This window comes from Streptomyces sp. NPDC001927 (assembly GCF_053594455.1).
Genome location: NZ_JBSFEN010000012.1, coordinates 114,703 through 127,535, shown reverse-complemented (window position 1 = coordinate 127,535; position 12,833 = coordinate 114,703). Strand labels below are relative to the sequence as shown.

At 70.8% G+C, this 12,833-nt stretch carries 14 protein-coding genes; 10 read left to right on the top strand and 4 right to left on the bottom strand.

Annotated elements, in window-relative coordinates:
• Window positions 1-104 precede the first annotated feature (104 nt).
• The 3 genes from lipA (at window position 105) to ACWCO8_RS30110 (ending at window position 2,292) form a co-directional block, all read left to right on the top strand.
• Window positions 105-1,073 (top strand): lipoyl synthase, encoded by a 969-nt coding sequence (gene lipA / locus ACWCO8_RS30120; protein WP_362013482.1) that lies wholly within the window; start codon window positions 105-107, stop codon window positions 1,071-1,073.
• A 291-nt stretch (window positions 1,074-1,364) separates the two neighbouring features.
• Window positions 1,365-1,577, top strand: coding sequence for an SCO2195 family GlnR-regulated protein (locus tag ACWCO8_RS30115; protein ID WP_362013484.1), 213 nt, complete (start codon window positions 1,365-1,367; stop codon window positions 1,575-1,577).
• A gap of 10 nt (window positions 1,578-1,587) precedes the next feature.
• Window positions 1,588-2,292 (top strand): DUF4191 domain-containing protein, encoded by a 705-nt coding sequence (locus ACWCO8_RS30110; RefSeq protein ID WP_362013486.1) that lies wholly within the window; start codon window positions 1,588-1,590, stop codon window positions 2,290-2,292.
• Window positions 2,293-2,372: 80 nt separating this feature from the next.
• On the opposite strand, the gene ACWCO8_RS30105 is transcribed toward ACWCO8_RS30110, so the two are convergent.
• Window positions 2,373-2,840, bottom strand: a complete 468-nt coding sequence (locus ACWCO8_RS30105; protein WP_362013488.1) for an RDD family protein — start codon at window positions 2,838-2,840, stop codon at window positions 2,373-2,375.
• 223 nt (window positions 2,841-3,063) lie between these two features.
• Here ACWCO8_RS30105 and glnA point away from each other — a divergent pair, with 223 nt between their 5' ends.
• Together glnA and ACWCO8_RS30095 are read left to right on the top strand one after the other, a co-directional pair.
• Window positions 3,064-4,473: a type I glutamate--ammonia ligase gene (gene glnA / locus ACWCO8_RS30100; RefSeq protein WP_362013490.1), complete on the top strand. Its 1,410-nt coding sequence runs from the start codon at window positions 3,064-3,066 to the stop codon at window positions 4,471-4,473.
• 188 nt (window positions 4,474-4,661) lie between these two features.
• Window positions 4,662-5,483, top strand: coding sequence for an excalibur calcium-binding domain-containing protein (locus ACWCO8_RS30095; protein ID WP_451034914.1), 822 nt, complete (start codon window positions 4,662-4,664; stop codon window positions 5,481-5,483).
• A 58-nt stretch (window positions 5,484-5,541) separates the two neighbouring features.
• Here the strand turns inward: ACWCO8_RS30095 and ACWCO8_RS30090 are convergent, their stop codons facing one another.
• On the bottom strand, window positions 5,542-5,817 hold the full coding sequence (locus ACWCO8_RS30090) for a hypothetical protein (RefSeq protein ID WP_362013494.1): 276 nt from the start codon (window positions 5,815-5,817) through the stop codon (window positions 5,542-5,544).
• Window positions 5,818-5,965: 148 nt separating this feature from the next.
• Between ACWCO8_RS30090 and ACWCO8_RS30085 the strand changes: the two genes are divergently transcribed.
• The gene (locus ACWCO8_RS30085; RefSeq protein WP_362013496.1) at window positions 5,966-6,325 is read left to right on the top strand and encodes an arsenate reductase family protein; all 360 of its coding nucleotides are present in this window, start codon (window positions 5,966-5,968) and stop codon (window positions 6,323-6,325) included.
• Between the two features lie 4 nt (window positions 6,326-6,329).
• On the opposite strand, the gene ACWCO8_RS30080 is transcribed toward ACWCO8_RS30085, so the two are convergent.
• Window positions 6,330-7,190 (bottom strand): alpha/beta fold hydrolase, encoded by an 861-nt coding sequence (locus ACWCO8_RS30080; RefSeq protein ID WP_451034913.1) that lies wholly within the window; start codon window positions 7,188-7,190, stop codon window positions 6,330-6,332.
• A gap of 63 nt (window positions 7,191-7,253) precedes the next feature.
• Here ACWCO8_RS30080 and ACWCO8_RS30075 point away from each other — a divergent pair, with 63 nt between their 5' ends.
• Window positions 7,254-7,706 carry a MarR family transcriptional regulator gene (locus ACWCO8_RS30075; RefSeq protein ID WP_451034912.1) on the top strand — a complete coding sequence of 151 codons (453 nt, stop codon included), beginning with the start codon at window positions 7,254-7,256 and terminating at the stop codon, window positions 7,704-7,706.
• A 25-nt stretch (window positions 7,707-7,731) separates the two neighbouring features.
• On the opposite strand, the gene ACWCO8_RS30070 is transcribed toward ACWCO8_RS30075, so the two are convergent.
• Complete coding sequence (locus tag ACWCO8_RS30070; protein WP_451034911.1) at window positions 7,732-8,625, bottom strand: Gfo/Idh/MocA family protein; 894 nt, start codon at window positions 8,623-8,625, stop codon at window positions 7,732-7,734.
• A gap of 195 nt (window positions 8,626-8,820) precedes the next feature.
• Between ACWCO8_RS30070 and ACWCO8_RS30065 the strand changes: the two genes are divergently transcribed.
• The 3 genes from ACWCO8_RS30065 (at window position 8,821) to glnII (ending at window position 12,590) form a co-directional block, all read left to right on the top strand.
• Window positions 8,821-10,242 carry a hypothetical protein gene (locus tag ACWCO8_RS30065; protein WP_451034910.1) on the top strand — a complete coding sequence of 474 codons (1,422 nt, stop codon included), beginning with the start codon at window positions 8,821-8,823 and terminating at the stop codon, window positions 10,240-10,242.
• Complete coding sequence (locus ACWCO8_RS30060; protein ID WP_451034909.1) at window positions 10,239-11,408, top strand: ARPP-2 domain-containing protein; 1,170 nt, start codon at window positions 10,239-10,241, stop codon at window positions 11,406-11,408. The genes ACWCO8_RS30065 and ACWCO8_RS30060 overlap by 4 nt, the downstream gene beginning before the upstream one ends.
• A 150-nt stretch (window positions 11,409-11,558) precedes the next feature.
• Window positions 11,559-12,590, top strand: coding sequence for a glutamine synthetase (gene glnII, locus ACWCO8_RS30055; protein WP_451034908.1), 1,032 nt, complete (start codon window positions 11,559-11,561; stop codon window positions 12,588-12,590).
• Window positions 12,591-12,833: the final 243 nt, after the last annotated feature.

The window sequence follows — 12,833 nt, the reverse complement described above, 5'->3', positions numbered from 1 at the left end:
AATGACGGGCCCTGGCCACAGGTTGGCCAAGCGTAAACAAAACCGCATGAACAACGGGCGTACCCTGGTGTGCGCCGAAGAATCGAAGCTACAGGGAGCCGGTCGTGTCCGCAGTCGCACCCGACGGACGCAAGATGCTGCGCCTGGAGGTCCGTAACGCCCAGACCCCCATCGAGCGCAAGCCCGAGTGGATCAAGACCCGGGCGAAGATGGGACCCGAGTACACGAAGATGCAGGGCCTCGTGAAGAAGGAGGGCCTGCACACGGTCTGCCAGGAGGCGGGCTGTCCCAACATCTTCGAGTGCTGGGAGGACCGCGAGGCCACCTTCCTCATCGGTGGCGACCAGTGCACGAGGCGCTGCGACTTCTGCCAGATCGACACGGGCAAGCCCGAGGCCCTCGACCGTGACGAGCCCCGCCGCGTCGGCGAGTCGGTCGTCACGATGGACCTGAACTACGCCACCATCACCGGCGTCGCGCGCGACGACCTGGAGGACGGCGGCGCCTGGCTGTACGCGGAGACCGTGCGCCAGATCCACGAGCAGACGGCGGCCCGCGCCGACGGCCGTACGAAGGTCGAGCTGCTCGCCCCCGACTTCAACGCGGTGCCGGAGCTCCTCGCCGAGGTCTTCGCCTCGCGCCCCGAGGTCTTCGCGCACAACGTCGAGACGGTGCCGCGGATCTTCAAGCGGATCCGCCCCGGCTTCCGCTACGAGCGCTCGCTGGACGTCATCACCCAGGCCCGTGACTACGGTCTGGTCACGAAGTCGAACCTGATCCTCGGCATGGGCGAGACCCGCGAGGAGATCAGCGAGGCGCTCCAGCAGCTGCACGCGGCCGGCTGCGAGCTGATCACGATCACGCAGTACCTGCGTCCCACGGTCCGGCACCACCCCGTGGAGCGCTGGGTGAAGCCGCAGGAGTTCGTGGAGCTGAAGGAGGAGGCCGACGAGATCGGCTTCTCCGGTGTGATGTCGGGTCCGCTGGTGCGCTCCTCGTACCGCGCGGGCCGGCTGTACCAGCAGGCGATCGAGAAGCGCGGCGAGGTCGACAACGCGACCCAGGCGGTCTGATCCTCGCCACCGTGCAGCGCGTGTGAATTCGCGCACAAGTAGTTACCGGCAGGTAGTGGCCGGAATCGCCGCGGCCCGTACGACCCCCCAGCTCAGGGGGTCGTACGGGCCGCGTCAGCGTTTCCGGAGGCGTACAGATGGCCCCATCAACGTTTCATCAGTGTTTGACCGCCGGGTCACGCACTGGTAACACCAATCTGTGAGCCTGGCTTCACTCACCGCCACAGCGGGACGCCACACTCCGCTCCACCCCCCACCTCATCTCATCCATGCTTGAGGGAGGACCCCGTCATGCAGGCCGCGACACATGTCCGTGCCACCGCCATCCCGTCCGTCACCGACGCCCTGAAGGCCGTCGAGGCGCTGCTGCTCGCCGGCGGCCAGCGGACCGCCCGCCGCAACGCCTGGACGTCGGTCCTGGAGGACCGCCGCCGCGCGAAGGACAGGGTCGAGGCCCAGGATGTGATGGAGGCCGTGGCTGGCCGCGCTTCCCGGGCCACGTAAACTTCAGGACATGGCGAGGAAGGCAAACACGGGCAGCGGTGACGCTGCGAACCAGGGGCGACTGAAGCAGATCGCCCTCACGTACAAGATGACCCGAAAGGCTGACCCCAAGGTCGGGCTTGTCGTCGCGGGCGTGGGCATCGTCGTACTCGGTGTCCTCCTCGCGATCGGCTTCCTGATCGGTCACCCGGTCTACCTGGGCATTCTGGGCTTCATCCTGGCGCTGCTCGCGATGGCGATCATCTTCGGACGACGTGCCGAGCGCGCGGCCTTCGGCCAGATGGAGGGCCAGCCGGGCGCGGCCGCGGCGGTGCTGCAGAACGTCGGGCGCGGCTGGACCACGACCCCGGCGATCGCGATGAATAAGAGCCAGGACGTCGTGCACCGCGCGGTCGGCCGGGCGGGCATCGTGCTGGTGGCCGAGGGCAACCCGAACCGGCTGAAGCCGCTGCTCGCGGCCGAGAAGAAGAAGATGGCCCGGATCGTCGTGGACGTCCCGGTCACCGACATCATCGTGGGCAACGGCGAGGGTCAGGTACCCCTCAAGAAGGTCCGTACGACCATGCTGAAGCTCCCGCGCGTCCTCTCGGGCCCGCAGGTGACGGCGGCCAACGACCGGCTGCGGGCGATGGGCGACCTGATGAGCAACATGCCGCTGCCGAAGGGTCCGATGCCGAAGGGCATGCGGATGCCGCGCGGCGGAAAGATGCGCTGACCCTCTGAGAAGTCTGTGACGAAGAAGGGGCACCCCGGAGGTACGGGGTGCCCCTTCTTCGTATGCCTGGTCCTACGGTGTCAGATCCGAACCTGGACGGCGCCGGAGAGGCGGTCGTGGAGGCCGCGGCCGTCGCGGTCCCAGATGAGGGCCGGGATGGCGAGGCAGACGAGGACGCTGCGGAGGAGGACGCGCAGGATGCCGAGCCGGCCGCCGGTCACCGAGGCGACCCGGAGGCCGAAGATCCGCTTGCCCGGGGTGGAGCCGATGGTGCCGACCGTGAGGACGCTCAGGACGAGCAGGATGAGGAGCGCCCAGTTGCCGGTCGCCTGGCTGTAGCCGTCCGTGACGAGGCCGTATGCGATCACCATGCAGAGGGCCCAGTCGACGGCGAGGGCGCCGATCCGGCGGCCGGGGCGGGCGATCGAACCGGGCCCCTCCTCGGGGAGCCCGAGCTGCTGACCGCGGTAACCGAAGTCGACGCCTGCGTTCTCGGCCGCCGCGCGGGGGCCGGACAGCCATGATCCGAGTGCTTCCCTGTTGTCCACGCGTCCACGGTACTGTGCCCGTTTTTGATCACTTCGGCCCGGGTGGCCGAGGAGCGCCGAGGGGCGGAGCGACACCCGGGCCGGTTAACTTGGGCGAAACAAATGGGTCACGCTTGAGAAATCCCCCCTGCCTATGGTCGGGTCCAGCGTGTGCCACCGCACTGGCCGCACAAAACGAGCTTGCAACCCCGCCCCTCCCCGGGCCGGGAGTAGGAGGAGTTGGATGTTCCAGAACGCCGACGAGGCCAAGAAGTTCATCAAGGACAATGACGTCAAGATGGTCGACGTCCGTTTCTGTGACCTTCCGGGAGTGATGCAGCACTTCACGATCCCGGCGACGGCGTTCGACCCGTCCGACGAGCTGGCCTTCGACGGCTCGTCGATCCGCGGCTTCCAGGCCATCCACGAGTCCGACATGGCGCTGCGCGCCGACCTGTCGACGGCCCGCCTGGACCCGTTCCGCCGCGACAAGACGCTGAACATCAACTTCTTCATCCACGACCCGATCACGGGCGAGCAGTACAGCCGTGACCCGCGCAACATCGCGAAGAAGGCCGAGGCGTACCTCGCCTCCACCGGCATCGCCGACACCGCGTACTTCGGCCCCGAGGCCGAGTTCTACGTCTTCGACTCCGTGCGCTTCAACACCACGGCCAACGAGGGCTTCTACCACATCGACTCCGAGGCCGGCGCCTGGAACACCGGTGCGGTCGAGGACAACCGCGGCTACAAGGTCCGCTACAAGGGCGGCTACTTCCCGGCCCCGCCGGTCGACCACTTCGCCGACCTGCGCGCGGAGATCTCCCTGGAGCTGGAGAACGTCGGCCTCCAGGTCGAGCGCCAGCACCACGAGGTCGGCACGGCCGGCCAGGCGGAGATCAACTACAAGTTCAACACGCTGCTCGCCGCGGCCGACGACCTGATGCTCTTCAAGTACATCGTGAAGAACGTCGCCTGGCGCAACGGCAAGACCGCGACCTTCATGCCGAAGCCGATCTTCGGCGACAACGGCTCGGGCATGCACGTCCACCAGTCGCTCTGGGCCAACGGCGACCCGCTGTTCTACGACGAGACGGGCTACGCGGGCCTCTCGGACACCGCCCGCTACTACATCGGCGGCATCCTCAAGCACGCCCCGTCGCTGCTCGCCTTCACCAACCCGACGGTGAACTCGTACCACCGCCTGGTGCCCGGCTTCGAGGCCCCGGTCAACATGGTGTACTCGCAGCGCAACCGCTCCGCCGCCATGCGTATCCCGATCACGGGCTCGAACCCGAAGGCCAAGCGCGTCGAGTTCCGCGCGCCGGACCCGTCCTCGAACCCGTACCTCGCCTTCTCGGCGCTGCTCCTCGCGGGCCTCGACGGCGTGAAGAACAAGATCGAGCCGGCGGAGCCGATCGACAAGGACCTGTACGAGCTGGCTCCCGAGGAGCACGCGAACGTCCAGCAGGTCCCGACCTCGCTCCCGGCGGTCCTCGACGCCCTGGAGGCGGACAACGAGTACCTGCAGGCCGGCGGTGTCTTCACCTCCGACCTGATCGAGACCTGGATCGACTACAAGCGCACGAACGAAATCGCCCCGATCCAGCTCCGCCCGCACCCGCACGAGTTCGAGCTGTACTTCGACCTCTAAGCCGGACGCGGCACACCGCTGCACGAGGCCCCGTCGCTCTCCCCGGAGAGTGGCGGGGCCTCCGCGTTGTGCGCGGCCGCGTGTCTCAATTTGTGCAACACCTGTGCGGCGATCTTCACTTGGTGTTTACGATTCCCTCGCATTTTGCTGCCGCTCCTCGGAGTGGCCCTGCTGCGAGGAGCGCCGCCGTGTACCCGAATCAGCCTGCTCAGCCGTACCCGAACCCTTACGGGACCCAGGTGCCGCCGCCGGTGCGGCGGCGGTGGTGGCAGCATCCGGCGCTGGTCATCGCGGCGTTGGTCGTGCTGCCGCCCGCGGGGATCGCGCTGGCCTGGCTGAGTCCGTGGAGCGGCCCGAAGAAGATCCTGGCCACCGCGCTCTCGGGGATCTGGTTCCTGCTGCCGTTCTTCGGCGACCCGCCGGCGGAGAAGAAGGACGACGACGCCAAGGCGAAGACGGTGGCTTCGGCGAGCCCGACGCCCCCGCCGACGGCCGTCAGCCCGTCGCCCACTCCCTCGCCCAGCGCCGATGTCGTGATGCCGAACGTCGTCGGCAAGGCGTTCTCGGACGCCGAGGCCGCCGTGGAGGCGCTGATCGACGGGGAGTTGCGGGCGGGCAGTGCGTACACCGATGTCAGCCTGCCAGCGGACCACGCGACCTGGATCGTCTGCTTCCAGGGGCCGGCTGCGGGGGCCCGGCTCGTGCCGGCGACTGCAGATCCGAATGTCGATCTGGTGGCGCCCGGTACGACGTGTCCCGCCACCACCGGGACCGTACTGCGTCCCACGCAGTCGCCGAAGGCGACACCCAAGCCGACGGTGTCCCCGAAGCCCAAGCCTCAGCCCGTGCGCACGACCCCCGCTCCGGAGCCCACGCGGGACGAGCCGGACAACGTGTACTACCAGAACTGCGCCGCCGTGCGAGCCGCCGGTGCCGATCCGATTCACGTCGGGGAGCCCGGCTACGGACGTCACCTCGACCGTGACGGGGACGGCGTCGGCTGCGAGTGACGTGGCGAGGCCCCGGAGCGCGTGGCTGCGCTCCGGGGCCTCCGGTGTTCCTCTCCGGTCAGCGGCCGTAGCGGATCAGGGCGCGGACCATGCGGCACGTGGTGTCCGAGGGCGGGTGGATGCCGATGAGTTCCGCCGTCGTGCGTATCTTGTCGTTGCTCGCCCGCGCCGGGTCGTGAACGCCCGCGTCGAGCAGGACGATCGCGAGGCGCATGGCCTTCAGGCGGCGGTTGTGGCTCACGTACCACTCGCGGGGGCGGCCCGCGGGGAGCGGCTGCTTCTGGAGGGGCTTCCAGGGTTCGAGGGACGGTGTCCGGATCACGGCGAGTGCCATGGGCGACCTCCTGGCGAATGCGGGGTGCGGGCCCTCCCCGGGACCCTCACCTTCACCCCCTATTTTAGGCGCCCCCACTGACAATCGCCCCTGTTCAGACCGGGTTTGAGGGGTACTGGACGGGCGCGCGCCGGGTACCGTTGGGGCCATGGAGATCTGGATCAATCCCGCCTGTTCGAAGTGCCGTGGCGCGCTGCATCTGCTCGACGAGGAGGGCGCCGAGTACACCGTCCGGCGCTACCTGGAGGACGTACCGAGCCCGGCCGAGATCAAGGACGTCCTGGAGCGGCTCGGGCTCGAACCGTGGGACATCACGCGGACCCAGGAGGCGGTCGCGAAGGAGCTCGGCGTGAAGGACTGGGCGCGCGACGAGGCGAGCCGTGAGCGGTGGATCGAGGCCCTGTCCGCCCACCCCAAGCTCATCCAGCGGCCGATCATCACCGCCGACGACGGTACGGCCGTGGTGGGGCGGAGCGATGAGGCGGTGCGGGACGCGCTGTCCCGCTGACGGGTCACGCGGTCGTCAGGAAGCGCGCCACGCGCTCGTACGTCCCCCTCGGCGCGCCCGCCGGCAGCGTGTGGTGCGTGGCCCCCGCCAGCGTCGCCGTCTCCACGTGCGGGGCGGTGGCCCGCGCCCGGGCCGCCACGTCGGCCACGGCGTGGGCCCGGCTCCGCTCCGCGAGGAGCAGGAGCGTCGGCGGCTTCAGGGTGGCAAGGGCGGCGAGCGCCGGGCGGGGGCCCGTGACCGGGCGGGTGCTCGGGAAGTCGGCCGCCAGCGTCAGCAACCGCCGCCCTCCAGGGTCGAGTTCGGCGCCGCCGCCCGTCTCCCACCGCAGGAACGCGTCGGTCCGGGAGGGAGTGGGACGCAGCAGCATGGGCAGGGCGCGGAGCAGGTAGCGCGGGCTGAAGCCGGTGAAGCAGTTCGTCGGGTCGAGGAGGACCAGCCGGTCGACGCGCCCGGGGGCCCGCAGGGCGTGGTGGAGGGCGATCCAGGCGCCGTAGGAGTGGCCGACGAAGGCGGCGGAGTCGAGGCCGAGGCCGTCGAGCAGCGCGCCCAGCCAGGCCGTCAGGTCGTCGACGGTACGGAGGGGCCTGCCGGCCGCCGGGACGCTACAGCCCGGTTCTCCGATCAGGTCGACCGCGTGGACCCGGTGGGTCCGGCCGAGCGCGGCGGCCATGGCGTGCCAGCCGGTGGCGGTGGCGCCGCCGCCCGGCAGGAGCAGGACGGGCGGGGCGCCCGCGGGGCCATGGCTGAGGAGATGCGTCGTGCCGTACGCCGTCACCCGCTCGGAGGTGGTCGTACCGGCGGGCCACCGGGCGAGCTCGGCGTCGTAGGCGGCGAGGAAGGCAAGGGGGACGGTGGCCTTGGGCATGGCGCAGACCTCTCGCTCGGCGATAATCTCGCTGAGCGAGATAATACGGCGAAGGGGCGGCGCATGACAGACTCACCGGAGCTGCGCATCTTCCATCTGCTGCGCGCGGTCACGGTCGAATACGGCTTGCGCCAGGGCGAGTTCGCCGCAAGCAACGGCATGCACGCCACGGACCTCCGCGCCCTGATCTGTCTGCTCGACGCCGAGCGCGCGGGGACGGACGCGACCGCCGGATGGCTCGGCGCGCAGCTCGGCCTCAACTCCGCCGGGACGACGGCCGTCATCGACCGTCTCGAACGGCTCGGCCACCTCGCCCGCGTCCGGGACAGCCGCGACCGCCGCCGCGTGCTGCTCCGCGTCGAGGAGAGCGCCAAAGAGCTCGGCCGGGCCTCCTTCGGCCCGCTGATCGACGGAACGGTGGCCCTGCTCCGGGAGTTCGACGCGGGCGAGGTGGATGCCGTACGGCGGTTCCTTACGGGCGTACGGGAGCTCATGGCCCCGGAGGAGCCGGCGTGAGGTAGGGGACGTGGGCCTGCTCGCCCTAGGCCGACGAGCCCGTCACCTGGGCCTCCGCCTGCGCCAGGATCTCCGTGAGCCGGGCGCCGAAGTGGGCGTCGCAGGGGTGGGGCTTCTCCGTCCGGGCCGCCTCGATCAGGGCGTCGATCGCCCGGCCGTACGCGTCCACCGCGCCGTCCCAGCGCGGGAGTTCCACCCGGCCCCGCTCCCCGTACAGCGTCATCGCGGCCTCCGCCGCCTCCGGGGGTGCGGAGAGGGTGAGGGTCGCCGTGCTGCTCGCGCCCGAGGTGTGGCGCAGGACCAGGTGGTGGGTGTCCGCCGGGCCCCGGGCGGCGGTCACTTCGGTGACGTCGCCGAGGATCGGGAGGTACGCCGAGAGGACGTGCGGGCCCACGTCCCACAGGCCGCCCTTCTCGCGCCGCCACGGCGAGGCCGCGTACGCGCTCGCGGAGCCCGGCGCGAAGAGTGAGCCCAGCCAGTGCGCCTCGCCCAGGAACCAGCCGCCCGCCGCCGCCTGTTCGTCGATCCAGCGGGCCGTCGGCTCCGCGAAGCGGAGCGTGCAGAAGACGACCGAGGCGGCCCTGCCCTGGTCCGCGACATCGGCGACCTGGCGCGCCGTCTCGACCGTCGTCGCCACCGGCTTGTCCAGGAGCAGATGGCGGCCCATCGCCGCCGCCCGGAGCGCGAGCGGGGACTGGACGTCCGGGGGCAGCGCGAAGGCGATCGCGTCGCAGGACTCGAAGAGGTCCTCCTCGTCGTCGTACGCCGTCGTGGCGAAGGCGGCCGCCAGTTCGGCCGCGGCCTCGGGCCTCCGGCCCCAGACCCCGGCGAACTCGACACCGGGGTGCGCGGCCAGCGCCGGCGCGTGCGTCCGTGCGGCCCAGGGGCCCGTGCCGAGGAGTCCGATGCGCATCTTCATGGGGCCAGTCTGCCGTGTCCCTCCGACAACGTCCCCCGGCGGAAATCCGGTGGCGTTCCCGCCCCGCCTCGGTGTTACGTTGCCTCCGCCGGCCGCGGGACTCCGGTGCGACTTCCGGGACCTGCCTTTGAAGCAACGTTTTCGCTGTTCGCTCCCCCATTCCCCGGCCGGCGACCCCACCCCTGCGAGGACCTCATGACGGAGACGTACGCCGACCTCATCGCCGCCGAGGACGTCCTGCTCTTCGTCAACGCCGCCGTCACCTCCACCGGCCAGCGGGAGTTCCGGTCGTCCGCCGGGGAGCAGCGGCTCTCGCTCGCCTTCCTGCACGAGTACGTCCGCGTCAACTACCGGCCCGTGTACGCCGCCGCGCTCGCGCTCGACATCAACGACCACAACGCGGCCACGATCGTGGAGCAGTTGCTGCGCACCGCCGACGAGACCGGTGGGGCGGACGAGAAGCGGGCCGAGGGGCGGCTGATCGCCGCCCGGCTCGCCGCGCTGCCCCCGCAGCGGGTCTACCGGCTCTTCCGCGCCCTGCGCGCCGCCAAGGTCAACAACCGCCGCACGCGCGCGATCGTCCGCGACTGGCTGGCCGGCCGCGCCGACCTCGGTCACGACGCCGTCAAGTACCGGGCCGGGCTGAAGGCCACCGCCCGCCACACCCACCTTCCCCTCCCCGAAGCCGAGTGCGGCGACTTCCTCTTCCGGCCCGGTCGCCGGGTCCGTTACGAGCACCCGTACCTGGACGCGTTCCGGCGCGCCCACTACGAGCAGGGGGCGCTGTACGAGCTGCCGTTCACCGTCGCCGAGGGGTTCGCGGCCCGGCACGGCGTCCCGCGCGAGGTGTTCCTGGAGCGGATCGCGCCCCGGATGACCCGCCTGGAGCGGCTGCGCACGGAGCGCGCCCGCGACCTGACCGTGATGCCGCTGACCCGGCTCGCGCTCTACGTCCTCTCCCTCCCCTTCGGGGAGAGGGTCGCGCGGCGCGAGGAGCTGACGGGTGCGCTGCGGGCTGCCGCCCACCGGGTCGCGGGGCCGTACGCCGGGACGTGGGGGCGGGTCGCCGCGGTGCTCGACGACAGTTACTCCGCCTCCGGTTCGGCCGTGAAGCGGCGCCGGCCGCTGGCCGTGGCCCTGGGCTGCCACTTCCTCCTCGACGCGCTCGCCGCGCCGGGGGCGTACACCGCGCACTGGACCTCGGGCACCACCGATCCGCTGCTCGTACGCCCCTGGGGGCCGACCCCGCTCGGGACGCGGATCCTCGACGCCCTGGAGAGCCCCGAGGGCCGCGCCCCCGACCGTCTGGTGATCGTCTCGGACGGCTGGGACAACGCCCCGCCGGGCCTCGCGGGCGAGGTGCTGCGGGTCTGGCGGACCCGGCTCGATCCGGAGCGCCGGACGAGCGCCATTCATGTGAACCCCGTATACGACGCGGACGGGTTCGACGTGCGCCGGCTCGCGCCGAGCGTGCCGACGGCCGGGATCCGGGACGCGGAGGACCTGGCGGCGCTCGTGGAGGTCGCCCAGTTCGCGGAGGGGCGGACGGGGCTCGCGGAGCTGCTGGCCTATCTGGACCGGCGGGTGGAGCTGTTCCTGAAGGAGGCGCGACGGTGACCCGGATCGATCTGACCGGTCTGGAGGTCCGGCCCGCGCAGGTGTGGGGCGGGGTACGACTCGTACCGCTGGTGCGGGCCGAGCCGGTGGAGGGGCTGCGGCTCCACCGGCAGGCGTACGGACCCCAGGCGTACGGAGACTCCGTCGACCTCGGGGACCGTACGACCTACACCTCGTACATCCCGCACGGCTTCGTCGCGGACTGGTCCGGGGAGGAGCGCGAGGCGGCCGCGTACGGCACCCGGCTCGGGGCCGACGCGCCGCCCGCCGTTCCCGTGCGCCGCACCCCTCACCACCGGCTCGCCAAGCGCCGTCGCAAGGACGGGCGGGCGGAGAAGCGGCTGCGCTTTCTGCCTCTGCACCTCGCCCTGGAGGGGTATCTGGCGCTCCACTTCGGCGGGCCTTCCGTCGTCTGGGACGAGTGGTCCCAGCAGGCGGTCCGCCAGGGGCTTTCGGCGCGGGCCGAGGCGGCGTACGCGGGGTGGAGCGTGCCGGGGCTCGCGGAGGCGCTGCGGGTCTTCGAGATCCACCCGGGGCAGTGCGGACTCATGCTGTACGTGGCCGACTCCCTGGCCGCCGCGTTCGTCGTGCCCCACCCGCAGGACTACCGCGCGCTCCACCCGACGCTGATCGAGGACCTGTACGGGGAGCTGATCCACCAGTACGCGTTCTACGGCGCCGAGGTGCCGGAGTTCACGGCCCGCATCCGGGACGGGGCGGGCTCCGTCCGTACGCTCGCCGATCTGCGGGCTGCGGCCCGGGCGCAGGAGCGTGCGTGGGCGGAGGCGCACGACGGGCTCATGGCGCGCGACCTGCTGGAGACCTCGTACGCCTACGAGCGCGTGTACCGGATGGATTCGTACGATCTGTACCGGTTCCTTCCGCCGTTCCTGCGGGGCGGTCAGGAGCAGCACATCGGCGAGCTGATCGCCGACCACAAGGGCCGGACGGTGTACCTGAAGACCTTCCGGCTGTCCGAGAACCAGATCCGGCGCGGTCATCTCCTGCGCCGGCTCGCGGAGTGCGACTGGCACCTGGGCCGGACGGCCGAGGCGCTGGGAACGTCGTACGCCGAGCTCGTGCGGCGGGTCGAGAACGCCGGATTCGCGTCGCTGCTCGACGTCCACGCCACCGCACGACGGGTCCGTGAAACACAGGAAAGCTGAGTAACACGGGGTTCACATTCGGGCAACGACCGGGAAATCCCGTGTTGCCAAGCTGCGCGCAGACAGACAGACACACACCACCGCAGCTCTCGCAGCGTCGCGAGCCGCAGCACGCTCCCCGCAGCAGCAGCACGCCAAAGGATGAGGCCCGTGACCTTCAAGGCTGAGTACATCTGGATCGACGGCACCGAGCCGACCGCCAAGCTTCGTTCGAAGACGAAGATCATGCCGGGCTCGGGCGCCTCCCTGGAGGAGCTGCCCATCTGGGGCTTCGACGGTTCCAGCACGAACCAGGCCAAGGGCCACGCCTCGGACCGCGTCCTGAAGCCGGTCTTCGTCTGCCCCGACCCGATCCGCGGCGGCGCCGACGTGCTGGTGATGTGCGAGGTCCTGAACACGGACATGACGCCGCACGACTCCAACACGCGTTCCGCGCTGGCCGAGGTCTACGCGAAGTACGCCGCGCAGGAGCCGATCTTCGGCATCGAGCAGGAGTACACCTTCTTCGACGGCGAGCGCCCGCTCGGCTTCCCGGTCGGCGGCTTCCCGGCCCCGCAGGGCGGCTACTACTGCGGTGTCGGCGCCGACGAGATCTTCGGCCGTGACATCGTCGAGGCGCACCTGGAGAACTGCCTGAAGGCGGGTCTGGGCATCTCCGGCATCAACGCCGAGGTCATGCCGGGCCAGTGGGAGTTCCAGGTCGGCCCGCTGGCGCCGCTGGAGGTCGCGGACCAGCTGTGGGTGGCGCGCTGGCTGCTCTACCGCACGGCCGAGGACTTCAAGGTCTCGGCGACGCTCGACCCGAAGCCGGTGAAGGGCGACTGGAACGGCGCGGGCGCGCACACCAACTTCTCCACGAAGGCGATGCGCGAGGGCTACGACGCGATCATCACCGCGGCCAAGTCGCTGGGCGAGGGCTCGAAGCCGCTCGACCACGTCAAGAACTACGGCGCCGGCATCGACGACCGCCTGACGGGCCTGCACGAGACCGCCCCGTGGGACGAGTACTCCTACGGTGTCTCCGACCGCGGCGCCTCGGTCCGTATCCCGTGGCAGGTCGAGCAGGACCAGAAGGGCTACATCGAGGACCGTCGCCCGAACGCGAACGTGGACCCGTACACGGTGACCCGCCTGCTGGTCGACACCTGCTGCGAGGCCCTGGAGAAGGCCGGCCAGGTCTGATCCGCACCCGCTGTCCCGAAGGGGCGCCCCACCGTCGAACGGTGGGGCGCCCTTTCGGCGTTGCGGCCGGTAAGGGGGTCGTCGCGGGTATTCCCGAGTAGTAGAGTAGGGATATGGCCATCACCCAGAACGACACCGCGACAGGTCGCTTCGACCTCGAGCCGTTCTGGCCTTCCCGTCAGCACCACGACTTCGACCGGTGCTGTCGGCGCGTGAGGAACGCGTCGGCCCTCTAACGCCCCG